The organism is Rhodococcus sp. NyZ502, from assembly GCF_041464245.1.
Taxonomy (GTDB): domain Bacteria; phylum Actinomycetota; class Actinomycetes; order Mycobacteriales; family Mycobacteriaceae; genus Rhodococcus_F; species Rhodococcus_F qingshengii.
On record NZ_CP167155.1, the window covers coordinates 792,811 to 819,074 of the forward strand.

Here is a 26,264-nt window from a genome sequence, read left to right on the forward strand (position 1 = left end):
GACGCCACTTTATCGGCAGTCGCCGACACGGCTGTCTTTGACGCCCGACCGCCGGGTCACAACAACTGCACGTTACTCAGTTTCCACTCGCCGTCCTCGCGGACCAGCGAAAGTTGCATCCGGTTGCGGTCGATTCTCGGATCGGGGGAGTTGGTGTTCGTGATCGTCTGATCGAGGAACACGAGAACCTCGGCGTTGTCGCGATCACTGCTCGCCAGCCCGGCTGAAATGATCTGAGCGGACGAGGTCGCCTGATACTGCACGATCATATTCTGAAGGTTGGCTGCCACCTGGGCGTACTGACCGGCGAATTCGCCGACAGAATTGTCACGGACCACGGAAAGATTCTGATCGAGGTTCTGGAAGTTGTACGTCGCAAGATCAGTGGCGAATTGCCGTCCGCTGTCCAGGGCGCTGATACGCGCGTTTTCGTCGACCGATTTCTGCCAGGTCGCGAATGCGCCCCATCCGAGCGCCGCGACCACGACCAGGGCGCCGGCAACGATCGCTACGGTCTGCTTGCGAAGCCGCTTGGGCTTGTCGACGATTGTGGGCGTCTGGGGTTCGGTTGTCTCGGTCATTGCGTTCCTTGTACTAGTAGTGCGGCAAACGAGTTGTCACCGAGAACGGTGTTCTGACCACCGTTGAGGCCCAGACGAATCGACGTTCCGTCACCGGCTGCGACCGCCCCGAGGGCAGGATCGTATTCAGCAACCCCGTCGATCGTTCCAGTTCCGGTGGGGACGTTCTGCGATCCGCGATTCTGGATCCGGCCCGACTGGTCCGCGCAGTGTTGGTTCTTGTCGAGCGTGGTCGGTGAGGTGTCCTGTACCGATCGCCGGGGCGTGTCGTAGATACAGACCGGTCCGAGTGCTGTGATCAGATCAAGCTGTGCCCGTCCGTCTTTGACGATACTTCCGAACTTCTCGAATCCTTTGGGCACCACCACCAACAAGGCATCGACGGCGGGCATCCGTGCAGTGACGATCTGAGTGGAGACGAGAGAATTGGCCAACAGCAGACTGAACGGCTCACGACTCTGTTCGATGAGAGGCAGTATCTGATTGTCGAGAACACTCGGGCTTCGATCGAGGAGTGTGCGCAGTTGCGGATCGGAGTTTCGTACCTGATCTGTCAATTGGCGAAGTGTGAGTGCAACTTCGGGAAGAGCGTCAACATTTTCCTCGTTCGCAGTGAACAGTGAGCGCGAGTTCTCGACGAGTGTGTTGACACGCGGTTGATCGGATTGGACAGTGCGCGCGAGCACGTCGAAGTTGTCGACGAGCGCCTGCAGATCCGGACCCAATCCGTTCAATCCCTCGCCGAGTTCGTGCGAGAGGGTTCGCAGGTCTGCCGGATCGACGGTGTCGGCAGCAGCGTTGAAATTCGCAATCACGGTTCCCAACGCGACCGGGATCGAAGTGCGCTCAGTCGGAACAACGGAACCTTCAACCAGATACGGGCCGCCGTCGGTCTGCGAGGACAACTGAACTTTCAATACCGGAACGGCGGTGTCCTGGCTGATGGCCACATGCGAATCGTTGGGGATCTGTTTGTCGGCGGCGATGCTCAACGTCATCACGACGAGGTCCTGGGCAGAGTCCACCTCCACCGACTCGACGTCGCCGACGGTGACTCCGCGATAGGCCACTTCCGAACCGGGAGCGATTCCGGCCGCGTTCTCCAATTCGACGATGACCGAGAAGGTTCCGGTGAACGGATCTCCGGCACCGACTTGCCGGAGTACGTACGTCGTGCTGACCACCGCGATGAGGAGAAAGGCGGCGATCTCGAAATAGACGGTTCGGTTCTTCATCGCGTTCCTCCTTGCAGGGGTGTCGTGATCGGCAGTTCCCGATCGGAGGCGGGCAGAGGTGGCAGTGGCGGTGCGGCGCCCGGGATTATCTCGTTGAGCACTCCGGTCACGGTGCCCTCGACATCGACGTCGAGGTCGATGTTCACGTAATCGCCTGGGCTGGCACGCTCGAGGAGCACTCTTGCGTTGTCCAGGTTGGCCATCGTCTCACCCAGTGTCGGCCCCATTGCCGAGAACTGGTCGAGGATGGGTGACAGTCGTCCGGTGATCTCGGAAATCTGGTCGGCCGACTGGTCGAGTACGGAATTGGTTGCGGTACTGAGCCGATCGGTTTCGTCGAGTAGATCGAGGAGCGGTTGTCGTTGGTCGGCGATCACGCCCAATGCGGGTGTGAGTGTGCGCAAGCCTTCGTCGATGGTGGCGCTCTCGTCTCCGATCAGAGCGCTGAGCCGGTTCAGTGAATCCAGTGCCGAATTGATCGATTCCTTTCGGTCGTCAAGTGTTCCGAGAAAAGTGTCAAGGCGTGCAAGCAGATCGCGGATCGTCTCCTCCCTGCCGTCGAGAATCTGATCAGCCTCACTGACGATGTTCTTGACCTGCGCCAACCCACTGCCGTTCAACAGAGTTCCGACGGCGCCGAGCAGTTGTGCGACATCGGGTCCGCGCACGGTCTCCGATCGCTCGATGGTGGAACCTGGTTCGAGAATGGGGCCCGCTGGATCGACCGGAACTTCGAGGTTGACGAACGCATCGCCGATCGGGGTCGACAGTTCGATCCGAGCGCGGGTGCCGACAGGTAGTTCGATGTCCGACGCGATTTCGGTATGTACCACGGCTGCAAAGGTTTGCGCGCTCATCGACGTGACTCTGCCGACCACTGCCTGGCCGATCCGCACCTCGCCGCCGACGGGAAGTAACGACGCGTCGACGAATTCCATGTTCAGCGGGTACGACTCTCCTGGCAGACCGCGTCCGAGGGGGAGGTGCTGGAAGTTGAGACTGCAGCCGGTCAATGGCGCGGCGATGACAAGTGCCACGACAACGCTCACCACGGACTTGTTCGACGCCATCAGTTACCCCCACCGAGGATGCGTGCCAGGTCGGAGCTGCCTGCCGAAGGAAATTCGATGGGATTGACGATTCCCGGCCCTGTGCACAGCGGTATCGGCATCTTCTCGCACAGTTCTCTCGTCGTGTCGAACTGTGAGAGATCGGTGGCGACGTTCAATCGTGCTCTGGCTCGGCCTTCTTCGGTGACGAGGTTGGCGACGTTCTCGAATCCCGTTGGTGCCGTTTCGATGATCTCGCGCAGTTGATCCTGTTTGGTCGCGACTGCACCGGCCAACTGTGCGAGCGTACCCAGATCGGCGGTGACCGCCTCGCCGTGTTCGGCGAGTAGCGCTGAGACCTGTCCGAGCAACGTGGTCAGGGAATCGAGCGCCCCGCTGATGTCTTCTCGCTGGGCGCTGAACGTGCGGGCGGTGACTGTCACCGAGTTCGACAGGGAGTCGACCTTGGTCTGGTTGTCCGCGATCAACTGCACGAGGGTGTTCAGGTTCTTCACCAGTTCGGAGATGTCGGGACTTGCACCCGCCAGTACCGAACTGGCCTGTGAGATGGACCGAACGGCATCGTTGAATGCTTGCCCGTTGCCGTCCAACGCGTGGGCGCCTTCTCCGATGAGGTCACCGATCCCGCCACCGTCGGCGCCAGGGCCGAGCGCCACCGTCAATTCGTTCACCGATGCGGTGAGTTGGTCCCACGTCAGCGGGGAGTGAGTGCGTTCGAGAGGGATCACCGCGCCGTCGGTCAGGAACTCACCGTCCTCGTAGCCGGGGCCGAGTTCGATCGTGCGGTCACTGATGACCGAGGGAGACAGGACCCAGGCCTGCGCGTCGGCGGGTATACGTGTTCCGGATGGCAGGCTCAGCGCCACTCGTACCCGGGACCCTTCCGGCGTGACGCTCTCGACCCTCCCGCTGGGAACTCCCAGAATCGTCACTGTGTTCCCGGTGAAGATAGCGTCGGTCGAGGTGAATTCGGCGGTGAGAGTGAGTCTGTGTTCGTCACGCGTGACGAACAGGACGGCACCGATCGCGCAGATCACAATCGCTGCCAGCACGGCGAGTTTCTTGACGGTCGTGGTCATCGACACCCCTGAACGAGCCCGACGACGCACAACCAGTTGTCCGGGATGAGGGTGGAGGGCGAGTTGAGGTCGAGCCAGTTGCCGTTACCGGTCGCGTTGGTGACGTAGCGGACGCTGGGGGCGAAGTTGTCGAGCAGTGTGGTCAGTGATTGTTCGTTCTCGGACAGAACTCCCGTCACCACGTGGATGTCTCCCATGACCGAGTCGATCAAAGCCTGGTTGTCGCCCAGGAACTGGGCAAGTGTGGTGCTCAACTGATTCAGGTCTTGTACAAGCGCATTCAGCACATCTCGCCGGTCGGCGATCGTGGACATCACCAGATCCGCATTCCCCAGAAGGGTTTCCAGAGTGTCCTTCTGCTCGATCAGTGTTGCGGTCGTCTGCTGCGCTCCGGTGAGAAGGGAACGGAGCGCAACGTCGTTGTCGTTGACTACTCCGGAGAGTGCGTCGATTCCCTCGAGTGAGCGGCGAATGAGTTCGGGATCGTCCGGTGAATTGTCGGACACCGCGGTCAGCATGTTTCGCAGTTGTTGCAGATCAAGGTTTTCCGACGTGGATTGTGCTCCTCGACCGAGATCGTCGAGAGTGAAGGGAACGCTCGTGTTCTCGATGGGGATGGTCGAACCTGCGGGTAACGAGCGCGATCCGTTCGGAGTGACGTCGAGCGAGCGTCGGCCGAGCAGAGTCGAGATCTTGATGTCCGCACGGGAGTCTTCGCCGAGAGTGACGCCGTCGTCGAGTCGGAAGGTGACTTCAACCGAGTTGCCGCTGACCGCCAACGAGGTGACCACCCCGCTCGGGACTCCCGCGACGTTGACCGGATCGTCCTGCGTCAACCCGGTGGCGTTGGCAAAGACGGCGTGGTACTCGTTGGTCTTGACCTTCAAGATCAGTTGAGGGACAACGAGTGCGGCCAGAACCACACCGACTCCGACGAGGATGCAGATGATTCCGTTGCGGACCGGGTTCTTGACGGTGAGCCAGTTCATCGGCACACCGCCGAACGCTCGGGGCCGCCGAGGGTCACCGATTGGTCCAGCGCGCTGAGCCGGAAGTTGCAGATGTAGATGTTCGCCCAGCTTCCGTAGCTCATCGCGATCCCCAACTGGGTGAACAGTTGATCGAAAGCGGTGATACCGGTCGCCAGCGACTCACGATTGTCGACGACGACGCGAGCCGACTGATCGATCGAAGTCAGCGCGCCAGCCAAGTCCGGTTCCGCGCCCGTCACCAAGTCCTGAAGGGAAGAAGTCAGGGCGCCTGCGGAATCCACTGCGGCCGAGATCTGTTGGCGGTCCTGTGCCAAACCGCCGACCAGTGTGTCGAGCGTGTTGATCATCTCGACGAAGTTGGGTCGATTCGTCGTGGTCACGGTAAGGACCCGGTCGAGGTTGTTCAGTAGTTGGTCCAAGATCGCGTCCCGGGACGTCAAGTTCTCGGTGACGGCAACAGTGCGCTCCAGCAGGCTTTCGATGGTGGAACCTTGTCCTTGGAATACCTGGACGACCTGTGCGGCAAGCTCGTTGACTTCTGCGGGGTCAAGTGCGTCGAACAGGGGACGGAATCCGCCGAGGATGTCGGTGAGGTCGATCGCCGGCTGAGTCTGTTCCACGGGAATTGTGGCCCCGGGGGAGAGGTAGTTGCCTGTTGCGCGTTCGGCCTGTCCGGGTTCGATCGAAATTGTTCGCGCTCCCAACAGGTCTGCGTACCTCACCACAGCGCGACCGTCGGACGGAATACGTTGTGCAGATTCGAGTTCGAAGCCGACGACGGCTTGGTTGTTCACCAGCTCGACGCTGTCGACGCGCCCTACTCGCACCCCGGCGATCTGAACATCACTGCCGGTGACCAGGCCGGAGGCATTGACGAAGACGGCCCGGTACTGCGAACTCGACCCGGAGACTGGGTTGATCAGGGTGCTCACCACAACCACGGTGGCGAGAATCGACAGTGCAGCAAACAGTCCGAACCTGATCAGAGATTTCTTCACGCTCATCCGCCCACCACCGTCGTGCCGCGAAATACCGGCCCCGCCACGAGAGTGTCCAAAGCTGTACCGCCCTGGGTGAGAGCCGAGATCAGGGACTGTTCGGCAGGGCTGCCGACCGGGCCGACGGTTCCGCCGAACGCGGTCGCGGCGGCAGGACAGTTGGGTCCGCGGGTTCCGTCGTACTGTGGGCAGTCGGTCTTTCCGTACGGATACAGATCTGTGACGGACAGCCGTAGATCGGTGCTGAGCCACGGACCATGCGCCAACGCGGGCGGGAGCTTGATCGTGAGATTGCGCAGGCCGTTGTAGAAGGTGGTGATGTGGTCCGGCCGCGAAGTGATTGCGCCGGTCAGGGAATCGGCGTCGTCGACCAAGGTGATCATGCGGTCGCGATTGTCACCGATCAGACTCGTGGCAGCAGCTCCCGTGCTGGTGCCGGCACGCAGAAGCCCCGCCAACCCGTCGGATTTCTCGACGACGGTCTTGGATGTGGTGATGGAGTTCTCGAATGCGGCGAGCATGTCCGGCGCACTCGTCGAGAGACTGTCGGCGAGGGTGGCTATGTCGTCGAGGTCGTCACCGAGTCCGTTGATGACGGGCTGCGCACCGACCAACGCTTGGTGGACTGAATCGAGCGATTCGCCGATCTGGTTTCCCCTGCCGCTCAACGCGTCCGAGACTGCCGTGAGTGCGACGTTGATGTCGGCGGGGTCGAGGGAAGAAACGAGCGAGTAGATCCGTGAGATCGATTGGTAGAGCTGGACCGCGACTTCGGACTGATCGGATACCAACTCGGTACCCGGAACGAGAGCAGGACCACGCGAGAGTCCGTCAGGTTGAATCAGGTCTACGAAGAAGTCACCGAAGATGTTGCGGGGCATCAGTCGCACCTGACTTGTCGACGGTATGTCCTCGAACGCTCCCTCGTCGATCGCGAGTGAGACGGTCGAAGCGGTGGTGCCCGGCTCGATCTCGGCCACAGCGCCGACGACGACGCCGCGGTACTGTACCGAGGATCCGACTCGCAGCGCACCGGCACTGGCGGGGACGACAGCACTGACCTGCGGTGTGGAACCGGTGGAGTCCGTACCTCTGCTGAACAAGAAGACGTAGGCGAGGATCAGGATGACCACGGCGAGTAAACCCCGCAGTGCCAGGGTGATTCGGCTGGAATTCGTGACGATCATCCGGTCAGCCCGGGTACGTGAGGTTTGAGTCCCCACAGCGCAATGGTCATCGCGACGTCGGTGAATGCAAGGAAGACGATGCTGGTGCGCAACGCTCGTCCGGCGGCTCGTCCGACGCCTTCGGGTCCACCCGTCGCGGTGTAACCGTAGTAGCAGTGCACGAGGGTCACGACGACCGCGAACACCATGACTTTTATCAAGGACAACCAGATGTCGTTGGGAGAGAGGAAAAGACTGAAGTAGTAGCCGTACGTTCCCTCCGACTGGCCTTTGACCCGGATCACCGCAAGCGCCGTTGCCATGTACGAAGCAAACAGGCCGACCAGGTACAGCGGGACCACCGCGATGAGCGCCGCGATCATTCGGGTGGTGACCAGGTACCGCAGCGAGGGAATCGCCATGACTTCGAGCGCGTCGATTTCCTCGGAGATCCGCATCGCTCCGAGCTGCGCGGTGAATCCGGTTCCGACCTTGGCTGCCAGGGTGATTGCGGCAACGAGTGGTGCCACCTCGCGAGTATTCGCGATGGCGGACATCACGCCGGACAGCGGTGCGAGGCCGACGAGGTTGAGTCCGCGGTAGCCCTCGAGTCCGATCTGGGAACCGGCGAAGAACGAGATCGCGAAGATCACGACGACGCTGCCGCCTCCGGCGAGCAGGGTGCCCGAACCGAATGCCACCTGGGCGACGAGACGGGCGACTTCACGCCAATAGCGCTTGAGGGTTGCGGGAATCGAGGTGATGACACGCGCGTGGAACGTGAACTGATCGCCGAGTCGACTCAGGCCGTCGACGGTCCGCGAACTGACCCGCTTGGCACGAATTGCGATGGGCAGGTGCATCAGTAGGCACCTTTCACCGAGACGAACAGTGGGTAGAACTGAGTAATTGCGAGGTTGGCGACAAACACGAGGACAAACGAGAGCACGACGGTCTCGTTGACTGCGTCGCCGACGCCTTGAGCTCCGCGCTTGACGGTCAGGCCCTTGTAGCAGGCCACGATTCCCGAGATGAGAGCAAAGGCAACGGCTTTGATGCCGGAGACGACGAAGTCGCTGGGTTGACTGAATTGAACGAGATTGCGCAGGAAACTCTGTGCGTTGCCGTCGAGTATCAGGACGTGAACGAAGAGGCTTGCGCCCAAACCGATTACGAGAACTATCGAGTTCAGTAGGAGGCAGACGACGGCAATGGCGATCATCCGGGGTACGACCAGGCGTTCGAGCACGGGTAGACCGAGCACTTCGAGTGCATCGATTTCCTCGCGTATCGTTCGCGCTCCCAAATCTGCGCAGATTGCGGAACCGCCGACACCGGCGATGATCAGGGCGCACACCAGGGGGCCGGCCTGTCCGATGATGAGGAACGCGACGACGGCACCGCTGTACGCACCCGCGCCGATTTGATCTGCGAGCGCACCGATCTGCAGTGCTACCCCGACACCGAGGGGAATCATCACCAGAGCGGACGCGACCGAGGTGACGTGGGCGAGAAACCACATCTGGTCGAGCGCCTCACGCCAGGCGAGGCGCTTGTGTCGAAGAGATGTGAACGCCGCAACGCACACGCGAACGGTGAAGGTGAAGAGCAGTCCGATCTCGGAGAGCAGGTTCGAGAACATGTTCGTCTTGGCGGGGGAGACAGCAGTTGTTTCCCCGGTTGTTCCATTCCCGGTCGTCGTAGCTTCGGTGCTCACGCCATCCCCCTCTCCGGCCGAATCGTTCTGGTCGGGTTTCTTCGATCACACTCGGGAGCTCGAAGTGCTCCAGGTCACGTTCGGAGACGGTATCAGGAAACTGACTCTGAAGTAAGTTCCATTTCGGCCACTTCATCACCGGGCGCGAATGTCGACGCGGAACTTTCGTTTGCGTCCACGCAACCTTCCCGGCGAGAGCCCGAAATGCGGCGGGTGCACAATGAGTGAATGCCACGATCAAGCCCCATTTCCGCTTGGAAGTCCCTTCGCGAAGGCAACGAGCGATTTGTCAACGACGCGTCCATTCACCCCAGCCAGGGAATCGCGGACCGCGCGAAACTCGTCGATGGGCAGCACCCCACAGCGGTGCTGTTCGGTTGCGGTGATTCGCGCGTAGCCGCCGAGATCATCTTCGACCAGGGTCTCGGCGACATGTTCGTCGTGCGCACTGCAGGTCACGTGCTCGACGATTCGGTGCTCGGTTCCATCGAGTACGCGGTTCACGTGCTCAACGTGCCGCTCATCGTCGTCCTCGGGCACGACGGTTGCGGTGCCGTGAAGGCAACGCTCGACGCCCTGGACAAGGGCGCAGTTCCCGACGGATTCATCCGCAGTGTGGTCGAGCGTGTTGCTCCGTCCATCCTGATGGGCCGCAACGAGGGCTTGTCCACCGTGGACGAACTCGAAGGCCGTCACGTCGTGGAGACCGGCTCGCTGATCATGCAGAGGTCCCGGATCATCGCCGACAAGGTGGACAAGGGTGCGTGCGCGATCGTCGGCGTCACGTACACGTTGTCCGACGGTCACATGCGAGTTCAGGGCGCGGTCGGCGACATCGGCGAGAGCGTCGAGACCGTCGAGGGTTAGATCTTCCGGGGCAGTGGTACCTGGCAGCAGACAATGGGTACCGACACGCCGCCTCAGCTGACGGTTAGTGGACCCTGCGCCAACTACCGTTGAGTCCGTGTTGGAACCTAATGGACCACTGCCCCCCGAGATCTACTGGCGTCGCCGGGCGCTGGCCATTGGTGCCGCCGTCATTGCACTGGCGTTGATCATCTGGGCGGCGTCCGCCCTCTTCGGCGGTGGAAGTGATACCCCGGAGGCCGATTCGGCCGCTGCGAGTTCCTCGCTGACGACGGACGTCTCCTTCACCCCCAACCCTTCCGGCTCCAACGCGCCGGACGGTGGCGGTGGCTCGGGTGGCGGCGCTGCCGGTGGATCAGGTGGCTCGGGCACGCAGGCTTCGGGATCGTCTTCGTCTTCTTCCTCTTCGTCGACCACCGGGGCTCCGGTCCCGGCCGGTCAGTGCGCCGACTCGTCGCTGGCAGTCAAGGCCACCGCAGACAAGGCGACCTTCGCTCCCGGCGAAGAGCCGTCGTTCACGATCGTCATCACCAACATCGGTTCGGCACCCTGTGATCGAGATCTGGCCGGCGGCCTTCAGCAGGTGCTCGTCTACAGCATCGACGGCAAGACCCGGTTGTGGTCCAACGTCGACTGCTACCCGCAGCCCGCAGCCGACGTACGCAATCTCGCGCCCGGCGAGCAAGCTGCGTTCAAGGTCGCCTGGTCGGCCACGACGTCGACCCCCGAGTGCGCGACCGCGCAGAACCCCGAGCGCAATCCGGTGGGCGCAGGCGCTTACACGGTTGTCGGGCAGCTCGGTGCACTGCGAAGCTCCCCGGAGCCGTTCAATATCGCATGAGCGCGGGCAAGCCTGAACAGGCCCGCTAGTTGAAGGATCCGGTGATCGACGTTTCCGCGAGCCGGGAAAGTCCCTCACGGATGTGACGGGCCCACAGCCCGCCGATGCCCTCGACCGACTGCAGATCGGCAGCCGTAGCGGCCAGCAGCGACTGGAGAGTGCCGAAGGATCCGACCAACCGGTGGATCTGATGGAACTGCAATCGAGGTACACGCATCAGCACGCGATATCCGCGAGGAGTCATCGGAGTGTCGAGGGCTTCGATCGTGCCCGGATAACCGAGAACACGCGCAAGAGTCGTGAGATCGAGTAGATCGGCGTCGGTGACGCGATCGAGTGCGACGAGGACGTTGTCCATCGCCGCGGTGCCGATGGGTTCGGGACCGGCAAGATAGTCCCGAACGATGAGTTGACGTGCAATGTCGTTGTCGCCGACCAGTTCTTCGAGCTGCAGTGCCAACTGGCGACCGTCGGTGCCGAGCTCGAGGACATCCTGTTCGATTTCGATCGACACGCGGCGAACCATTTCGAGGCGCTGTACGACGGTCAACGCGTCGCGCAGAGTCACGAAATCCTCGATCTCGACGACCGACAGTTGCCGTGTCACTTCGTCGAGTCGCGCTTTGTATCGTTCGAGCGTCGCGACGGCCTGGTTGGCGCGCGAAAGTATGGTGGCCGAGCCGTCGATGACGTGCCGGATGCCGCCGACGTACACACTGACGATCGACATCGACTGACTGACCGAGACCACGGGATAGCCGGTCTGAATTGCCGTGCGCTCGGCAGCGCGGTGCCTCGTGCCGGATTCGACGGTGGGAATCTTGTGATCGGGAACCAGCTGGACGTTGGCACGCACGATGCGTGTGCCGTCCGTCGAGAGGACAACCGCGCCGTCCATCTTCGACAGCTCACGCAATCGGGTCGGTGCGAACTCCACGTCGAGGTTGAATCCGCCGTCACACAGCGCTTCCATTTCCTCGTCGTATCCGAGGACGATCAGCGCGCCGGTACGGCCGCGCAGAATTCGTTCGAGCCCGTCTCGCAAAGCGGTACCCGGCGCCAACCTGGCGATGGTCTCTCGCAATGCCGACGACGACTGTGTGTCCGCCATCGCACTGATCATTGAGAAACTCCCTGCTGAGGTCGATGTCACTTCGGTCGGGTCCGATGCCTGCGCCGGACGGATCCCCGTTTAGATTACCTATCCATGAGTAGTACCTGGACCCTGCCTGATGACCTGACTGTCCCGGAGCCGGTCGAATTCTTTCCGGCCGCCGGCGAGAAGCTGCCTCAGCACTGGTCGAAATGCTTCGGCTGCGGCGACGACCAGCCTGCGGGAATGGCGATGAGTTTCAGGGCTGGTAACGGACTGGAAGTGACCGGTCGTCTGGAGGTCGCCAAGAAGTATCAGGGCGGTCCAGGTGTCATTCACGGCGGCATTCTGTCGACGGCATTCGACGAGGCTCAAGGTATGGCATGTATGGCTCTCGGCTCGCCGGTGGTGACGGGGCACCTCGAGATCGACTTCGCCCGGCCGATCCCGTTGGGATCGGTGCTCGAATTCCGGGCTCGCATCGACGGCGTTGTACGCCGCAAGGTCTACACCAGTGCAGAAGCGGTGATCGTCGAAGGTCCGACAGCGGATCCGGACATGGTGGTGGGAACCTCCCGGGGACTGTTCCTGACCATCACCTCGGAACACTTCGCCAAGACCAAGGAGTTCGTGGACGGCGAACCGACGTCCCCGTTCGGTACCTCGTCGGTCTGACGAGGTAGTCGGCCGAACGACGATCACTTCACCGGCGTGAGCTTGGGGCGAGACGGGGCTTGTTTGCCGCCCATCAATCCGGCGTAGGCCAGTGCCTCGGCCAGATTCGCTACTTCGTTGACGCGCATGCCGGGAATGTTCGGGCCGGAATCGACCGGCACGATGGCGCTGGTGAATCCCAGTCGGGCAGCTTCGATCAGCCGTCGGTTCACCCCGGCAACCCGTCGAACCTCCCCGGCGAGTCCGACCTCGCCGAGGATGACGAGCCCCTTGGGGACGGGTTTGGCTTTCACGGCGGAAGCGACCGCAATGGCGAGAGCCAGATCGGCACCCGGCTCGGTCATCCGCATACCGCCGACGGTCGCGGCGTAGACGTCGGCCTTCGAGATCGACACTCCGACGCGGCGTTCCAACACGGCGAGAACCATGGCCACACGGGCGGTGTCGAGCCCGCTGACGGCTCGGCGAGGTGTCGGTAGCGGCGTGGCGGCGACGAGCGCCTGAACTTCACCGAGTAGAGGTCGCTTACCGTCCATCATCACGGTGACGGCAGTGCCTTCCACAGCTTCTTCACGGTGATGCAGGAACAGGCCGGACGGATCGCTGATCTCGTTGATGCCCTGCTCGCTCAGCTCGAAGCATCCGACCTCGTCGGCCGCACCGAATCTGTTCTTGACGCCGCGGACCATGCGCAGGGTGGAGTGCTTGTCACCTTCGAAGTGCAGAACCACGTCCACGAGATGCTCGAGCGAGCGCGGACCGGCGACGGCGCCGTCCTTGGTGACGTGGCCGATCAGAAGCACCGGGATTCCGCTGGCCTTTGCCAGGGAGGTCAGGGCGCTGGTGACGGCCTTGACCTGAGTCACGCCGCCGACGACTCCGTCGACGTCGGCAGCAAGCATCGTCTGTACCGAGTCGACGATGACCAGGGTCGGCTTGACCTGCTCGATGTGGCCGAGAATGGTCGCGAGATCGGATTCTGCCGCGAGATACATCCGTTCGTGGACAGAGTTGGTGCGATCTGCCCGAAGTCGAACCTGACCGGCGGACTCCTCGCCCGTGACGTACAAGGCTCGATCATCCGCGCTGCGCATCGCCCAGCGGTAGACGACCTCGAGAAGTAGCGTGGATTTTCCGACACCGGGTTCTCCGGCGAGCAGAACCACCGAACCAGGTACGACGCCACCGCCGAGTACACGGTCCAACTCACCGATCCCCGTGGGTTTGGCCTGCGTCGAGGTGCTGTCGATCTGTGTCAGCGGCGTGGCCGGCGTCGTAGGCAGCACGGCGCTTGATCCTGCTTTGGCGAGTGAGGCGCCGGCGCGACTGGCGACGGGTGCCACTACGGCGACCTCGGTCATCGAGCCCCACGAATCGCAGTCCGGACATCTACCGACCCACTTGGGCACTACCGACTGGCATTCGGAGCAGCGGTAGTTCGATTTCACTTTGGCCACCGGGACAGACTAGAGGCGGGGTCCGACATGGACCCCGCCTCTAGTGTGATTTTGAAGTTGTTCTGCGAGGCGCATTGTGCGCCTTGATAATTCGAGGCTCAGTGCCCAGCTTCTGCAACGTCGGGCGACTTGTCCGACTCGTTGCGCTCGAGCTGCGGGCCTGCGTCGACAGGTACGTCGACGGTGACCGATCCGGCCTTCTCGAACTTGAAGGTGATCGGGACGGTCAAGCCGGGGCGAACGCCTGCCTTGATGTCCTGCAGAACGACGAGAGAGAGCGCAGCGGGTGCGTCGTCGTTCTCTTCGTTGTTCTTGATCTGGGTCTCGGCCTCGGTCGCGGCGCCTTCGCCTGCGGGCAACTGACCGGCCTGCAGCGACGTCTGCGGCTTGATCGTCAAGCCACCTACCTCTTCACCTGCGATGACGCGTGCTGCGTAATCGGTGGTGATGCTGACGAGCTTGTCCGTGGTCTCGGCGCTGTCGTTCACGACGGTGAACGCGAGCACGGCGTTGCCGCCCGGCTCGATGCTGTACTCCTCGGACGAGGGGTAAGCGATGTGCACGTTGCGCAGTGCGATCTCACCGAGGTCGGCGCTGTTGCCGTTCACGGCGGCCTGCTGGACGGCGGTCTGGCTCACCTGTCCGGAACCGCAAGCGGACAGCGCGATGGCTGCGCCTGCAGCCAGTGCAATGGCGGTAGCGACTCGACGAGTCGGCTTACGGATAGCAGTCACGATTTGTCCTCCACGGCGTCAGGTTCGCACTCCACTAGGCAGAGTAGTAGATAAGGTCCCGCGGGCTGGCCGTCGGGTCGCCACAACGGTTGTCTGCGTGGGCTTTCAGTCCGTTACGCAGGGGTGCTCCAGACCAGTTGAATGCACGTACAACAAGCCCTGTCAACCCCTACGCTCGAGCAAGGATGCCCCTGACCTGCACAGTTGATGAGTGGTCGGTTCTTTCACGTGTTAAACTAGTGGAATCGAAAGGGGCACGGGACACATGATTTTCAAGGTCGGAGACACCGTCGTATACCCCCATCACGGTGCGGCGCTGATCGAAGCTATCGAAACCCGCACCATCAAGGGTGAGCAGAAGGAGTACCTGGTTCTGAAGGTCGCTCAAGGCGATCTCACAGTACGGGTTCCTGCAGACAACGCAGAGTACGTCGGAGTTCGTGACGTGGTCGGCCAAGAAGGCCTCGACAAGGTTTTCCAGGTTCTGCGAGCACCGCACACCGAAGAGCCCACCAACTGGTCTCGTCGATACAAGGCAAATCTCGAGAAGCTTGCCTCAGGTGACGTGAACAAGGTTGCAGAAGTTGTTCGTGACCTGTGGCGTCGTGAGCAGGACCGCGGACTTTCCGCTGGTGAGAAGCGCATGCTCGCCAAGGCTCGTCAGATTCTCGTCGGAGAGCTCGCGCTCGCCGAGGGCACTGACACCGAGAAGGCAGAGACCATTCTCGACGAGGTCCTCGCGGCCGCGTCCTGACTGCAACACAACAAAGCTGACAGTGGCAGTAGTAGCCCTGGTACCTGCCGCAGGTCGGGGAGTGCGATTGGGCGAGAAATTGCCCAAGGCATTTGTCGAACTCGGTGGGTGCACCATGCTTGCACGCGCGGTCGATGGACTCCGGAAATCCGGAGCGATCGACCGCGTTGTTGTCATTGTGCCGCCTGAACTGGTCGAATCCGTCGTAGCCGACCTCGGTCGTGCAGCGGACGTCGACGTCGTCGGCGGTGGTGCCGAAAGAACCGATTCGGTTCGAGCCGGCCTCAGCGCTGCCGGCGACGCAGATTTTGTACTCGTGCACGATGCCGCACGGGCATTGACACCGCCGGCGTTGATCGCGCGCGTCGTCGGAACTCTCCGAGCCGGCAGCTCCGCTGTCATCCCGGTACTTCCGGTTACCGACACGATCAAGTCGGTCGACGTACTCGGCGCAGTCACCGGTACGCCTCTGCGTTCGGAGTTGCGTGCGGTTCAAACTCCCCAAGGATTCTCCACCGACGTCCTGCGCAGTGCGTACGACGCCGGTGACGTCGCCGCGACCGACGACGCCGCTCTGGTCGAGCGTCTCGGTGTTTCGGTGCAGACGATTCCCGGCGACGCTCTCGCCTTCAAGATCACCACTCCGCTCGACCTGGTCCTTGCACGGGCGCTCCTGAGCTCGGAGACAGCGTTGAGTGCGGATTCACAGGACGGAAATTAGATGCGCGTCGGTCTCGGCACGGATGTTCATCCCATCGAGATCGGTCGTCCTTGCTGGATGGCCGGGTTGCTGTTCGAGGAAGCAGACGGGTGCTCGGGCCATTCGGACGGCGATGTCGCCGTCCACGCGCTGTGTGACGCTTTGCTCTCTGCGGCGGGCCTCGGTGACCTCGGTTCGGTTTTCGGCACCGGCAGGCCCGAATGGGACGGCGTGAGCGGCGCTCGAATGCTTGCCGAGGTTCGCCGACTGCTCGAAGAGAACCAGTTCGCCGTCGGCAACGCCGCGGTGCAGGTCATCGGCAACCGTCCGAAGATCGGGCCGCGTCGCGACGAGGCGCAGAAGGTGCTTTCCGAGATACTGGGCGCGCCTGTTTCGGTGTCCGCGACCACCACGGACGGCCTCGGCTTGACCGGTCGAGGCGAGGGGATCGCCGCCATGGCCACCGCGTTGGTCATGACAACCGAACACGACAGGTAAGATCGCTGGTCGTGACCCTGCGCCTATACGACACCGGTACGCGGGCCCTTCGGGATTTTGTTCCGTTGGCCCCCGGACATGCATCGGTGTACCTGTGTGGGGCGACAGTTCAGGGTGATCCTCACATCGGACACGTACGCAGCGGCGTCGCTTTCGACGTGCTGCGTCGCTGGCTGTTGGCGCACGGCAACGACGTTGCCTTCGTGCGCAACGTGACGGACATCGACGACAAGATTCTCAACAAGGCCGCCGGCGCCGGTCGACCTTGGTGGGAGTGGGCGGCGACGTTCGAGCGGTCGTTCACGTGGGCCTACGACCAACTGGGTGTGCTGCCACCGTCCATCGAGCCACGGGCCACCGGCCACGTGACGCAGATGGTCGAGATGATGGAACGTCTGATCGAGAACGGCCACGCGTACGCGGCGGGCGGTGACGTCTACTTCGACGTGCAGAGCTACCCCGAGTACGGCGCACTGTCCGGCCACAAACTCGACGACGTTCATCAGGGCGAGAGCGCTGCCGAGGGAAAGCGTGATCCTCGCGACTTCACCCTCTGGAAGGCCGTCAAGCCCGGTGAGCCCTCGTGGCCGACACCGTGGGGACCCGGCCGTCCGGGCTGGCACCTCGAGTGCTCGGCCATGGCGGAGTTCTATCTCGGGGCGGCATTCGACATCCATTGTGGTGGACGCGATCTCGTCTTTCCGCACCACGAGAACGAAATTGCGCAGGCCAAGTGCGCCGGTGACGATTTCGCTCAGTACTGGTTGCACAACGGCTGGGTCACGATGAGTGGCGAGAAGATGTCCAAGTCGTTGGGCAACGTTCTCTCGGTGCCGAACGTGCTCAAGAAGGTTCGTCCGCAAGAACTTCGGTACTACCTCGGTAGTGCGCACTACCGTTCCAATCTCGAGTACTCGGACGAGGCGTTGGACGAAAGTGCGAAGTCCTACCAGGGGCTCGAGTCGTTCGTCCTGCGCACACACAAGCGTGCGGGCGGCGTCGAACTCGGTACGTGGACCGAAGGTTTCGCGGCGGCTCTCGACAACGACTTGTCGGTGCCGATCGCGTTGGCCGAGATTCACGGCAAGGCGAGCGAGGGTAATTCCGCGCTCGCTGCCGGTGATCTCGACGCGGCTCGGGTGGCTGCCGGCCAGGTGCGGGCCATGCTCGCGATCCTGGGCGTCGACCCACTCGACGAGCATTGGACGCAGTCCGGTGGCGACACCGAGACGGCAATGGAAGCTTTGGACGTGTTGGTGCGGGCCGATCTCGATCGTCGGCAGCAGGCACGTACGGAAAAGAACTGGGCGGTGGCGGACGAGGTCCGCGATCGCCTCATCAAGGCGGGTATCGAAGTAACCGATACTCCCGACGGACCCGAATGGTCCCTTAAGGCAGGGCAGTAACAATGGCTGGAAACTCGAGCAGGCGCGGCGCAGTCCGTAAGGGCGGCACCAAGAAGGGCCAGGTTGCCGGTTCCGGCGGTAAGCACCGTCGCGGTCTCGAAGGGCGTGGCGCTACGCCGCCCGCCGAGGCACGCGCCAAGCATCCCGCGGCAAAGCGTGCAGCGCGCGCCGCACGTGCCGACGAGAAGCAGGGCCGCGGTGGCCGTCCGGGTCCGGGCCGCAAGGTTCTCGACGGTCCCGAGACAGTGCTCGGACGCAACCCGGTGGTCGAGTGCCTACGCGCCGGCGTTCCGGCGACTGCACTGTGGGTCGCCGTCGGCACCGAGAGCGACGATCGACTGAAGGAATCCGTTCAGCTCGCTGCGGATGCCGGCATCTCGATCCTCGAGGTCCCCCGCACCGATCTGGATCGCCTCAGCGCCAACGGTCTTCACCAGGGCATCGCCCTGCAGGTTCCGCCGTACCGCTACGCGCACCCGGACGATCTTCTCTCGGAGGCACGCAAGCATGCCGAGCCGCCGCTGCTCGTCGCGCTGGACAACATCACCGATCCCCGCAACCTGGGTGCCGTCGTGCGCTCGGTCGCAGCTTTCGGTGGACACGGCGTCGTGATTCCGGAGCGTCGTAGCGCGAGCGTGAGTGCTGTCGCTTGGCGTACCAGCGCCGGCGCTGCCGCTCGTTTGCCGATTGCTCGGGCAACCAACCTCACCCGCACGCTCAAGGACTGGGCATCGAAGGGTGTTCAGGTCGTCGGTCTCGACGCCGAGGGCGACACCACTCTCGACGATTTCGACGGCAGCGGTCCCGTTGTGATCGTGGTCGGTTCCGAGGGCAAGGGCCTTTCGCGCCTCGTCCGCGAGAACTGCGACGCGATCCTGTCGATTCCGATGGCCGGTCCGGTCGAGTCGCTCAACGCCTCGGTTGCCGCCGGAGTCGTCCTGGCGGACATCGCCCGCAGGCGTCGTAGCAGCTGAGTTGTAACGGCTTTCGGGTGAGTCTGGCGGGGTTCTAGCTCCGTACCGACCAGGCTTCCCACAGTGCAGCGTAGGAACCGTCCGCGCCGATCAGTTCGTCATGTGTCCCGCTCTCGACTACGCGGCCACCGCTCATGACGAGTATGCGATCGGCGCGGACTGCTTGGCTCAGCCGGTGTGCGATCACCACGGCGGTCCGGCCGGTGACTGCTAGCTCGGCTGCCTGATCGAGTAGACCGGCTGCGGTGGTTCCGGCTTCGGCAGTCGCCTCGTCGAGGATGACGACGGGAGGATCGAGCAGAGCCAGTCGGACGAGGGCTATGTGCTGTGCCTGCGCTGCCGTCAACTGGTACCCACCGGCCCCGACCCTGGTCTCGAGTCCGTCCGGAAGTTCATGAATCCATTGAGCTTTCATCGTGTCGACGGCTTCGGCGATCTTCGCATCGTCCGAATCCGGTGCACACAACCGGAGATCGTCGGCGATCGTCCCGACGAACACGTGAACTTCCTGGCTGACGAGGACGACTTCGTGCCGAAGTTCGGCATCACTCAGGTCGTCAATCAGTGTGCCGTCGACGGTGATTCGCCCGTCCCCGACGGGAATGATGCCGGCAATCAGTTTGGCGAGCGTGGTCTTTCCGGCGCCGCTGCTTCCGACGACGGCGATTCGTTCCCCCGGTGCGATCGAGATCGAGATCGAATCGATCACCGGGGTGGAGTTGTCGTACGAGTAGGAAACCCGGTCCACCTCGACGCCGATGGGTTCGGACCGAGCCGAGGCAGGAATGCTCGTGGGCCGCCCGGGCATCGCGGTGACTCCGATCAGGCGAGCCAGGCTGGCACCCGCATCCTGCAATTCGTCGATGTTCGAGAGAAATACCGCGATGGGGCTGAACAGACTGTGGAAGTAGAGGGCGGCGGCGGTAGCGGCCCCGATGGACACCGAGCCTGTGGTCACGAGCCAGTAGCCGACGCTCAGGACGGCGGCCAGTCCGAGCAGTTCGGCGCCGTTGAGTTGGGCGAAGAAGTTGGTGCGCAGGCGAACTGCCTGCATGTCGAAGCTGATGGCATGCTCGGAGGTCTCGGCGATTCGGCCGATATGCTCGTCTGTTCGCCGCAGGGCAGTGACAGTGCCTGCACCACCCAGAGTTTCGATGAGCTGTTGTCCCCGCCTGGCCTGCGCAGCGCGAGAGCGTCGGTAGACGGGTCCGGAGCGTCGGAGGAAATGATGAAGAGCGAAATAGTGAATCGGCGCAACGGCAACGATTGCCACGGTGAAGCGCCAATCGATCACTCCCACACCGACAAGCGTCAGTGAAATCATGAACAGGGCAGACACGGTGGCGGGTAGTACTCGCGCGATGACGGTGTTTACCGCTTCGACGTCGCCCGAGACCCGGGAAATCAGATCACCGGTTCCGGCATCCTCGACCAGTGACGACGGCTGCGCGAGGGTGGCGGCGAACACGTCCTCGCGAAGATCGGCCAGCACGTTCTGCGCGACGTTCGCCAGAAGCTGTGTGCTCCACCAGGTCAGCGCAACTCCTGCTGCCGCTGCGCCGAGCATGAACGCGGTGATACGCAGGAGTGAGGCAAACGGTTTGCCCTCCGTGACCGCATCGACCATGAGTCCGAGCAGTGCCGGGGTGGACAGGCCGCAGGCCGTAGCAGAGAGAAGCACGACGGTCGTGAGTGCGAGCGCTCGCTTGCGTGGCCGAAGCAGTGCGATCAATGCGCGGACGGTCTGCTTGGTCGACGCGATCGGCAGGGCGGATGCAACCGGAACAGCAGATGCATCCGGAAGGATATCGGTCACAGCGACTCTCCCTCCCGAACGCCGTGGTCGATCGTGACGACACGGTCACACGAATGGAGCAGGGTCGGGCTCGAGGTGATCACCAGAATGGCCTTGTCGGGGAAGTTTCTCAGGGAGTGTGCAATTCGATGCTCGGTGACAGAGTCCACGGAAGTGGTGGGTTCGTGGAGGACCAGGATCGGCTGGGGTTGATGGAGAGCGCGGGCGAGGAGAAGGCGTTGGCGTTGACCTCCGGAGAGTTTTTTTCCTTGCTCGCCTACCTCGGAGAGGTGGCCGTCGGGCAGATGCGTCAACACGTCGTCGAGCGCAGATGACGTCATTGCCGACGAGTCGACGTTCGGTGCAGCCAGATTGTCGAAGACGGTGCCGGTGAACACGGTTCCTTCATGGGCGGAGACGAACACCTGATCACGAACTCCGTCCGGGCCGAGGTCGGTTGCATCGGTGCCGAATACGAAGTAAGAGTCGGGGGCGAGCGGGGTCTGATAGGCGAGTTGTCGTGCCAGTCGGTCGGCGGAATCGTCAGCGCGCACACCCACCACTTCTCCGCGGCGAGCTGAGACGACGGTTCCGCTGTCCGCCGAAATCAATAGGGCGTCTTCAGTTCTGGCAGGTTCGGTCGCGGCCGTGGGGGCCAGCGATTCGATCAGGTGTGGCTCGGCCAACAGTTCGGACAGTCTGCGCGCGGAACCTCGCTTGGCAGCGAGTTCGGCACCGAAGAACCCCAGCGTTTCCATCGGACCGGCAATCACTCTGCTCAAGCCGACAACGGTGACGAAGTTGCCCACGGTGATCGTGCCTTGATGCGCCATCCACGCGGCTCCAAGCGCAACCGAAGCCAGCACCAACGCGGAGACCCCGGAATTGAGCGCGGTCAGGCTGGACATTGCTCTGACCGTCCGGATCGCTGCCTTCATCGACTCCCGGCTCGCGTTGACGTATCGCGACAGGGCGGTGGGTTCAGCCCCGAAACCCTTCAGTACCCGCAGTCCCAGCGTGAAATCCGTTGCAAGCATGCCTGCCTCGGCTGCCTTCTTCTGCTCTGCATACACGCGCTCGTCCAACGGACCGCTGATCTTGTGGATGAATATGAGCTGCGCAGCGGTGATGAGTACGACGATCAGTGCGAGCGGCCACGAAACGAAGGCAAGCGAAATCACTGCCGCGGCGAGCCCCGCAAATGCCGAGCCCTGTTCGGCGACAACCCAGGAGAAGCCCGAGACGTGTGAGGCATCCGAGGTAGAGATGGTGAGAACTTCACCGGTCGAACGCTGAGCTTTCATCCCTCTGGCATCGAGTATTCGTCTGGCAGCATTCAGTCGTAGGTCGTGTTCGCCGTAGACGAAGACCTGCGTGTTCAGGCGAACTGCGATGCGCCACGACAGAGCGAGTCCCACGAACAGAGCACACAGCACCGCAAGCCACACGAGAAGTGCTGTGCTGTCGGACTTTCCGATTGCCCGGTCGACGACGGTGCCGATCAGCACCGGGATGAGGGCTTGAGCTACCTGATACGACGCCTGCCCGGTGACGGCTGCAACCAGTCGCGGGCCGCGTCCGGAGGAGAATGATCCGACTCGGATCATCTCCATCGGACCGGAACGAGTTTCGGGCAGCGCTGACACTCGTGAAACTCCTCGCCCAGATCTGAACACTCGTTGTGCAGTTCTACGGTAGAGCCGGTGCGAGTGCGGAAAGTGCTCGCAGATGCCAAGGGCTACGCGGCAGCGGACAGATGGAGTATCGACACCCCATTACCGGGATCGGGTCTCGATATACCTGGCTGGTCGAAACAAAGTACGTTTGCGAAGAGAGCTGACAGAAGATGAAGAGCACTACCCGAATAGTGGCTGCGTTGGCCGCGATTGCCCTGCTCGCAGGCTGCCAGAGCAGCACCGAGTCAACAGCGTCGGAGGGCACGACGCAGTTGGCCGAGGCCGGCGCGCTGCCGGTCACCGTTGATCACGCGTACGGGTCGACCACCATCGAGACCGAACCTCAGCGGATCGTGACTATCGGCTGGAACAGCCAGGATTCGGTCCTCGCACTGGGCAAGACACCCGTCGCCATGGAGTCGTTCAGTGGGGCAGGCTTGGAGAACGGCATCCTGCCGTGGGACGAAGAATTGTTGGGCGATGTCGAACCCACGTTGCTCGACAGCACGTCCGGTGTGCCGTTCGAGCAGATCCTGGCGTTGGAGCCGGACGTGATCATCGCAGTGGTCTCGGGAATCACCGAAGACGACTATGCACGTCTTTCCCAGATCGCACCCACCATTCCGTTCAAGGAGACCGCATGGGCGACCACGTGGCAGGAACAGTTGTCGACCATCGGATCAGTACTCGGCCAACCGAAGCGGGCCGCCGAGCTGATCGAGGAAACTGACGATTCCATAGCCGACCTGGCTGCCGGATCCCCCAATCTGAACGGGAAAACCTTGACCTTCCTCTCGGGAAACATCGACGGCCTCACCAATTACTGCGCTGACGACGGCCGAGTCATCCTGATGTCCCAGCTCGGACTGAAGCAGTCGGCCGGAAGCGCAGAGCTGTGCGGCGACACCCAGGGGTCGGTGACTGCATCGCGCGAACAGTACAACGAACTGGACGCGGACGTCATCGTGCTCAACGACGCGAGTGGTCAGGGGCTCCCCGGATTGATGGGGGACAAGTTGTTTGCCGACCTGCCGGCAGTCAAGGACGGCAGGCTGATTCAGCAGCTCGGTCTGGCGCGAGTCATGGCCTTGGCGTCACCCACGTCGCTGAGCGTGAAATATGCTTTCGCGGAACTGGTCTCGAAGATGAACGGGTTCTGACCAGTTAGGCTGACAACTCGCACGCGTCCGAGTAGTAGTTCTTCGGTGTGCGTCCGGTGACCTTGCGGAACACGCTGGTGAAGGCGCTGGGGGTTTCGTATCCGACGCGACGGCTTACCGTCGAAACAGGAACGCCCGCAGCGAGATAGGACATCGCAGCGCGGACGCGAACTTGAATCCGCCACTCGGTGAAGGACATCCCCGTGCCTTGAGAGAACACGCGGCTCAGGGTGCGGGGGCTTCCGCCTACCACGTAGGCCCAATCGGCAAGCCCGCGTTGATCGGCGGGGTCGGCGATCAGGCGGCGTGCAACGGCGAGGGCCCGGGGATCGGCGGGCATCGGTACTGCGACATCAGCCGCCTCGATGGGCGCGAGCGTGTCGAAGACTACGGATTCGGCGCGCAAGCGAGCCTCGGTAGGCATATTTCGCTGGTGCAGATGGATGAGCATCGTCTTGACCACGTCGTCGATGCCGATGATCGCGGGCTTTGTCCACGGGTGGGGGAACGACTCGGGCCGGAAATAGGTGAAGCGAGCCTCGGTGGATGCGCCGAGCGTGATGCGCCGTGGAGTTCCAGCCGGAATCCACATGCCGACCGTCGGTGGTATCTGCCAACGAATGTCGTCGATGTACGCGCTCATCTCGCCGGAAGCGCCCCAGAGGAGTTCGTGTTCGGGATGGCGGATCTCACGCCACGCGCGCTTCTGATCACGCCCGATGGTGGACGTCGTCATCGAGAAGGGGAGCGGAACGTACCGGCCTGCCGGCACAGCCCAGTACGGAAATCCTGTGGAACTCATCGGTGGATCATACCGCGAATGACTTAGGTAATGCTTTCCTATTTGGTTCTTTGACGCAGGGCGCGAGGGAGTGCGGTCGCGACAAAAGACCGAGGGTGGCACCGAGTCCGAAGACTCGATGCCACCCTCGAACACATTCCCCGACGGAGTGTTTACAGGTGGAGCAGGCGGAGCGAGTGAATCAGCTGCCGTTGGCCAGGACACCGCTGATGATGTCGGAGATGAAGCCGGCCGGGTTGTCCAGGATGGAGGATCCGGCCGAACCGGTTCCGCCCTCGCCGTCCGAAGAGCCGAAGCCCAGATCTGCCGAGCCTGATGCGGCCGCCTCGCCGGGGTTCTTGGCGCGGATCTTGGCGTAGACGCCGCTGATGTTCTGCTCGGTATTGAACGTCGAGATACCGATCGAGCTCGACATTTCCTGGTACGAACCGATCGGTGCATCGTCGGCGACGAGGTACTGTGCCTCGATCGTCACGGTCTTGCTTCCGGTGGGTGAGATCAGCCAGCCGGTGCTGGGTACATTCACGGTTCGGGCGGCAGTGTCAACCGAAGGCGTGACGGATTCGGTCTTCTGACCGCCGATCAAGTGCCACGCGTTGACCGTCGCCGTGCCCTGGATGTACTTGAACGTGGCGGGGTAGCGGTCGACGAACTGGTCGACGTAACGCTCGGGGTGGCCTGTTGTGGAAATGACCGTGCGCACGGTGACTTTGCCGCCGGGTGCAACTTCGCCGTCGCCCACGATGCTCTTGGTGATCCGGACGTTGGAGGAGTTGACCGTTGCCGCGGACGGGTGGGTGGCATCGGCGCTCGCGGTGCCTGCGGTCATCACGAGTCCGCTGGTGGCAAGTGCAGCGATTGCGATTCCGGTGAGTGTTTTGCGCATTGAAAAACGTGACATGAAATTCTCCGTTCGAGGGGTTCACGCTGACGGCGATGGGATGACTCTTCAAAGGTTGCGCCGCGGTAACCATTGAAACCTATCGGACGCTTGCCTATGTATCAGTTCGGCAGAATTTACGGAAAAGTCCGAATTGAGAGGACTTTTTCGGTGTCGATTGCCTGCTGTTAACTGATTGTCGACTATTTCGACGAAAAGCTGGGCGAATGTCCAGGTCGACTGTATCGTACTTCGGGAGTCGGGTTGCAACAAGTTTCAGTAATCAACGAATTCAGTTGTCCTGGAACCACACAGAGTGGAGATTGTTCGTGGCAAAGTTTGGATCCAGGAATCGTAGTCTGTCCACCGTTGGAGCTGGTTTGGGGGTGATTGCTCTTGCTGTGGGTGCAAGCGCGCTGGGTGCGGGAGTCGCGACTGCCGAGACAGCAACTTCCGGTGCCTACACATTTACTCGGACCGTGGACAATGCGTCCCCGAAGGTCGGTGACACGATCACCTACACGACAGTGTCGAAGAAGAGCGGAATCGACGGATATATCAGCAGGTTCACCGAGACGCATGCCGCATGCTTGACCTTTGTCCCGGGCTCGGCGAAGGTTACGAAGTTTCACGTTGGCGGGACGATGACCGAAACCACTGAAACGCCGGAACTGACAGCCACGACGCTCGAGGTGACCAGTGCCGGCTGGATCAACAACGGCAGCAAACCGGTGACCATGAAGACCAGCTACACGGTTACTGCTTCGTGTGCGCCGGGAACCGTGTACGGAAGTGGATTGGCGGTAGGTGCCACGGTGATGGGCAACGGATTCCAGTCGAGTGCGAATTTCGCCAACTTGGGCCCGTCCATCACTGTCCGCGCCGCGGATGTGGTCGATCCGGTTGACCCGGTCGATCCCGTTGATCCGGTTGATCCCACTGGCCCCGGAACCGGTGGCGGAATCGGATCGCTCGGCTCGTTGAGTGGTGGCCTCGGTTCCCTCAGCGGCCTGTTCGGTTCGAGCTAGGCGAGAGTTGTGAAACGGCGGGCCGAGACTGTCGTAGTCTCGGCCCGCCGCGGTTGTTCGGAGATCGGGTATTCAAACCATCAGGT

Annotated in this window: 26 protein-coding genes; 10 read left to right on the top strand and 16 right to left on the bottom strand. The window is 62.3% G+C overall.

All coding sequences use genetic code 11. The features are described 5' to 3' along the window. Nucleotides 1–56 precede the first annotated feature (56 nt). Genes ACBG85_RS03725 through ACBG85_RS03765 form a run of 9 tightly spaced genes read right to left on the bottom strand, consistent with a single transcriptional unit; the run spans nucleotide 57 to nucleotide 8,838 of the window. Complete coding sequence (locus tag ACBG85_RS03725; protein WP_042451875.1) at nucleotides 57–581, bottom strand: hypothetical protein; 525 nt, start codon at nucleotides 579–581, stop codon at nucleotides 57–59. Further along, nucleotides 578–1,816 (bottom strand): MlaD family protein, encoded by a 1,239-nt coding sequence (locus ACBG85_RS03730; RefSeq protein WP_372026253.1) that lies wholly within the window; start codon nucleotides 1,814–1,816, stop codon nucleotides 578–580. Before ACBG85_RS03730 ends, ACBG85_RS03725 begins: the two co-directional genes overlap by 4 nt. Continuing rightward, nucleotides 1,813–2,886: an MCE family protein gene (locus ACBG85_RS03735; protein ID WP_042451872.1), complete on the bottom strand. Its 1,074-nt coding sequence runs from the start codon at nucleotides 2,884–2,886 to the stop codon at nucleotides 1,813–1,815. Before ACBG85_RS03735 ends, ACBG85_RS03730 begins: the two co-directional genes overlap by 4 nt. Further along, nucleotides 2,886–3,965, bottom strand: a complete 1,080-nt coding sequence (locus tag ACBG85_RS03740; protein ID WP_037132219.1) for an MCE family protein — start codon at nucleotides 3,963–3,965, stop codon at nucleotides 2,886–2,888. The genes ACBG85_RS03735 and ACBG85_RS03740 overlap by 1 nt, the downstream gene beginning before the upstream one ends. Continuing rightward, complete coding sequence (locus ACBG85_RS03745; protein ID WP_042453390.1) at nucleotides 3,962–4,954, bottom strand: MCE family protein; 993 nt, start codon at nucleotides 4,952–4,954, stop codon at nucleotides 3,962–3,964. The genes ACBG85_RS03740 and ACBG85_RS03745 overlap by 4 nt, the downstream gene beginning before the upstream one ends. Beyond that, nucleotides 4,951–5,961: an MCE family protein gene (locus tag ACBG85_RS03750; RefSeq protein ID WP_054782178.1), complete on the bottom strand. Its 1,011-nt coding sequence runs from the start codon at nucleotides 5,959–5,961 to the stop codon at nucleotides 4,951–4,953. Before ACBG85_RS03750 ends, ACBG85_RS03745 begins: the two co-directional genes overlap by 4 nt. Beyond that, on the bottom strand, nucleotides 5,958–7,142 hold the full coding sequence (locus ACBG85_RS03755) for an MCE family protein (RefSeq protein ID WP_372026255.1): 1,185 nt from the start codon (nucleotides 7,140–7,142) through the stop codon (nucleotides 5,958–5,960). Before ACBG85_RS03755 ends, ACBG85_RS03750 begins: the two co-directional genes overlap by 4 nt. Continuing rightward, nucleotides 7,139–7,984, bottom strand: a complete 846-nt coding sequence (locus ACBG85_RS03760) for an ABC transporter permease (RefSeq protein ID WP_003945610.1) — start codon at nucleotides 7,982–7,984, stop codon at nucleotides 7,139–7,141. The genes ACBG85_RS03755 and ACBG85_RS03760 overlap by 4 nt, the downstream gene beginning before the upstream one ends. Beyond that, a complete protein-coding gene (locus tag ACBG85_RS03765) occupies nucleotides 7,984–8,838 on the bottom strand; it encodes an ABC transporter permease (RefSeq protein WP_003945667.1) in 855 nt (284 codons plus the stop codon). The genes ACBG85_RS03760 and ACBG85_RS03765 overlap by 1 nt, the downstream gene beginning before the upstream one ends. Before the next feature lie 228 nt (nucleotides 8,839–9,066). Here ACBG85_RS03765 and ACBG85_RS03770 point away from each other — a divergent pair, with 228 nt between their 5' ends. Beyond that, nucleotides 9,067–9,705, top strand: a complete 639-nt coding sequence (locus ACBG85_RS03770; RefSeq protein WP_007726896.1) for a carbonic anhydrase — start codon at nucleotides 9,067–9,069, stop codon at nucleotides 9,703–9,705. 97 nt (nucleotides 9,706–9,802) lie between these two features. After that, nucleotides 9,803–10,546: a DUF4232 domain-containing protein gene (locus tag ACBG85_RS03775; protein ID WP_007726893.1), complete on the top strand. Its 744-nt coding sequence runs from the start codon at nucleotides 9,803–9,805 to the stop codon at nucleotides 10,544–10,546. Between the two features lie 25 nt (nucleotides 10,547–10,571). Here the strand turns inward: ACBG85_RS03775 and disA are convergent, their stop codons facing one another. After that, a complete protein-coding gene (disA, locus tag ACBG85_RS03780; RefSeq protein ID WP_024487741.1) occupies nucleotides 10,572–11,657 on the bottom strand; it encodes a DNA integrity scanning diadenylate cyclase DisA in 1,086 nt (361 codons plus the stop codon). A gap of 96 nt (nucleotides 11,658–11,753) precedes the next feature. Between disA and ACBG85_RS03785 the strand changes: the two genes are divergently transcribed. Then, complete coding sequence (locus ACBG85_RS03785; RefSeq protein WP_007726891.1) at nucleotides 11,754–12,314, top strand: PaaI family thioesterase; 561 nt, start codon at nucleotides 11,754–11,756, stop codon at nucleotides 12,312–12,314. A gap of 23 nt (nucleotides 12,315–12,337) precedes the next feature. Here ACBG85_RS03785 and radA read toward each other — a convergent pair whose 3' ends face one another. Both radA and ACBG85_RS03795 read right to left on the bottom strand, forming a co-directional pair. Continuing rightward, nucleotides 12,338–13,771, bottom strand: coding sequence for a DNA repair protein RadA (radA, locus tag ACBG85_RS03790; RefSeq protein WP_003945739.1), 1,434 nt, complete (start codon nucleotides 13,769–13,771; stop codon nucleotides 12,338–12,340). A gap of 98 nt (nucleotides 13,772–13,869) precedes the next feature. Further along, nucleotides 13,870–14,505, bottom strand: a complete 636-nt coding sequence (locus ACBG85_RS03795) for a lipoprotein (RefSeq protein WP_007726888.1) — start codon at nucleotides 14,503–14,505, stop codon at nucleotides 13,870–13,872. 265 nt (nucleotides 14,506–14,770) lie between these two features. Here ACBG85_RS03795 and carD point away from each other — a divergent pair, with 265 nt between their 5' ends. Genes carD through rlmB form a run of 5 tightly spaced genes read left to right on the top strand, consistent with a single transcriptional unit; the run spans nucleotide 14,771 to nucleotide 18,837 of the window. Then, the gene (gene carD / locus ACBG85_RS03800; protein ID WP_003945666.1) at nucleotides 14,771–15,259 is read left to right on the top strand and encodes an RNA polymerase-binding transcription factor CarD; all 489 of its coding nucleotides are present in this window, start codon (nucleotides 14,771–14,773) and stop codon (nucleotides 15,257–15,259) included. 22 nt (nucleotides 15,260–15,281) lie between these two features. Beyond that, nucleotides 15,282–15,980 carry a 2-C-methyl-D-erythritol 4-phosphate cytidylyltransferase gene (ispD, locus tag ACBG85_RS03805; RefSeq protein ID WP_039972758.1) on the top strand — a complete coding sequence of 233 codons (699 nt, stop codon included), beginning with the start codon at nucleotides 15,282–15,284 and terminating at the stop codon, nucleotides 15,978–15,980. After that, nucleotides 15,981–16,457, top strand: a complete 477-nt coding sequence (ispF, locus tag ACBG85_RS03810) for a 2-C-methyl-D-erythritol 2,4-cyclodiphosphate synthase (RefSeq protein ID WP_372026260.1) — start codon at nucleotides 15,981–15,983, stop codon at nucleotides 16,455–16,457. It abuts the gene before it with no gap. An 11-nt stretch (nucleotides 16,458–16,468) separates the two neighbouring features. Then, a complete protein-coding gene (gene cysS / locus ACBG85_RS03815; protein WP_003945830.1) occupies nucleotides 16,469–17,863 on the top strand; it encodes a cysteine--tRNA ligase in 1,395 nt (464 codons plus the stop codon). Between the two features lie 2 nt (nucleotides 17,864–17,865). After that, nucleotides 17,866–18,837, top strand: a complete 972-nt coding sequence (rlmB, locus tag ACBG85_RS03820; protein WP_372026261.1) for a 23S rRNA (guanosine(2251)-2'-O)-methyltransferase RlmB — start codon at nucleotides 17,866–17,868, stop codon at nucleotides 18,835–18,837. Between the two features lie 34 nt (nucleotides 18,838–18,871). On the opposite strand, the gene ACBG85_RS03825 is transcribed toward rlmB, so the two are convergent. Both ACBG85_RS03825 and ACBG85_RS03830 read right to left on the bottom strand, forming a co-directional pair. Then, nucleotides 18,872–20,653 (bottom strand): ABC transporter ATP-binding protein, encoded by a 1,782-nt coding sequence (locus tag ACBG85_RS03825; protein ID WP_372026263.1) that lies wholly within the window; start codon nucleotides 20,651–20,653, stop codon nucleotides 18,872–18,874. Next, entirely contained in the window at nucleotides 20,650–22,278 is a 1,629-nt protein-coding gene (locus ACBG85_RS03830; protein WP_003945642.1) for an ABC transporter ATP-binding protein, read from the bottom strand. Before ACBG85_RS03830 ends, ACBG85_RS03825 begins: the two co-directional genes overlap by 4 nt. Nucleotides 22,279–22,478: 200 nt before the next feature. On the opposite strand from ACBG85_RS03830, the gene ACBG85_RS03835 reads away from it, so the two are divergent. Then, a complete protein-coding gene (locus ACBG85_RS03835; protein ID WP_003945426.1) occupies nucleotides 22,479–23,468 on the top strand; it encodes an iron-siderophore ABC transporter substrate-binding protein in 990 nt (329 codons plus the stop codon). Nucleotides 23,469–23,472: 4 nt separating this feature from the next. Here the strand turns inward: ACBG85_RS03835 and ACBG85_RS03840 are convergent, their stop codons facing one another. Next, on the bottom strand, nucleotides 23,473–24,270 hold the full coding sequence (locus ACBG85_RS03840; RefSeq protein WP_372026264.1) for a helix-turn-helix domain-containing protein: 798 nt from the start codon (nucleotides 24,268–24,270) through the stop codon (nucleotides 23,473–23,475). Between the two features lie 181 nt (nucleotides 24,271–24,451). Further along, the gene (locus ACBG85_RS03845) at nucleotides 24,452–25,171 is read right to left on the bottom strand and encodes a hypothetical protein (protein ID WP_003945935.1); all 720 of its coding nucleotides are present in this window, start codon (nucleotides 25,169–25,171) and stop codon (nucleotides 24,452–24,454) included. Nucleotides 25,172–25,536: 365 nt separating this feature from the next. On the opposite strand from ACBG85_RS03845, the gene ACBG85_RS03850 reads away from it, so the two are divergent. Beyond that, nucleotides 25,537–26,178: a hypothetical protein gene (locus ACBG85_RS03850; protein ID WP_058227262.1), complete on the top strand. Its 642-nt coding sequence runs from the start codon at nucleotides 25,537–25,539 to the stop codon at nucleotides 26,176–26,178. Nucleotides 26,179–26,264: the final 86 nt, after the last annotated feature.

Bases quoted from the DNA above. Each gene is read 5' to 3' on its own strand.
- ACBG85_RS03770 (WP_007726896.1), top strand. From the start codon at position 9,067: ATGCCACGATCAAGCCCCATTTCCGCTTGGAAGTCCCTTCGCGAAGGC.
- ispF (WP_372026260.1), top strand. From the start codon at position 15,981: ATGCGCGTCGGTCTCGGCACGGATGTTCATCCCATCGAGATCGGTCGT.
- ACBG85_RS03845 (WP_003945935.1), bottom strand. From the start codon at position 25,171: ATGTCACGTTTTTCAATGCGCAAAACACTCACCGGAATCGCAATCGCT.
- disA (WP_024487741.1), bottom strand. From the start codon at position 11,657: ATGGCGGACACACAGTCGTCGTCGGCATTGCGAGAGACCATCGCCAGG.
- ACBG85_RS03835 (WP_003945426.1), top strand. From the start codon at position 22,479: ATGAAGAGCACTACCCGAATAGTGGCTGCGTTGGCCGCGATTGCCCTG.
- ACBG85_RS03785 (WP_007726891.1), top strand. From the start codon at position 11,754: ATGAGTAGTACCTGGACCCTGCCTGATGACCTGACTGTCCCGGAGCCG.
- ACBG85_RS03735 (WP_042451872.1), bottom strand. From the start codon at position 2,886: ATGGCGTCGAACAAGTCCGTGGTGAGCGTTGTCGTGGCACTTGTCATC.
- ACBG85_RS03840 (WP_372026264.1), bottom strand. From the start codon at position 24,270: ATGAGTTCCACAGGATTTCCGTACTGGGCTGTGCCGGCAGGCCGGTAC.
- ACBG85_RS03755 (WP_372026255.1), bottom strand. From the start codon at position 7,142: ATGATCGTCACGAATTCCAGCCGAATCACCCTGGCACTGCGGGGTTTA.
- rlmB (WP_372026261.1), top strand. From the start codon at position 17,866: ATGGCTGGAAACTCGAGCAGGCGCGGCGCAGTCCGTAAGGGCGGCACC.
- ACBG85_RS03760 (WP_003945610.1), bottom strand. From the start codon at position 7,984: ATGCACCTGCCCATCGCAATTCGTGCCAAGCGGGTCAGTTCGCGGACC.
- carD (WP_003945666.1), top strand. From the start codon at position 14,771: ATGATTTTCAAGGTCGGAGACACCGTCGTATACCCCCATCACGGTGCG.
- ACBG85_RS03750 (WP_054782178.1), bottom strand. From the start codon at position 5,961: ATGAGCGTGAAGAAATCTCTGATCAGGTTCGGACTGTTTGCTGCACTG.
- ACBG85_RS03725 (WP_042451875.1), bottom strand. From the start codon at position 581: ATGACCGAGACAACCGAACCCCAGACGCCCACAATCGTCGACAAGCCC.
- ACBG85_RS03745 (WP_042453390.1), bottom strand. From the start codon at position 4,954: ATGAACTGGCTCACCGTCAAGAACCCGGTCCGCAACGGAATCATCTGC.
- ACBG85_RS03740 (WP_037132219.1), bottom strand. From the start codon at position 3,965: ATGACCACGACCGTCAAGAAACTCGCCGTGCTGGCAGCGATTGTGATC.
- ACBG85_RS03730 (WP_372026253.1), bottom strand. From the start codon at position 1,816: ATGAAGAACCGAACCGTCTATTTCGAGATCGCCGCCTTTCTCCTCATC.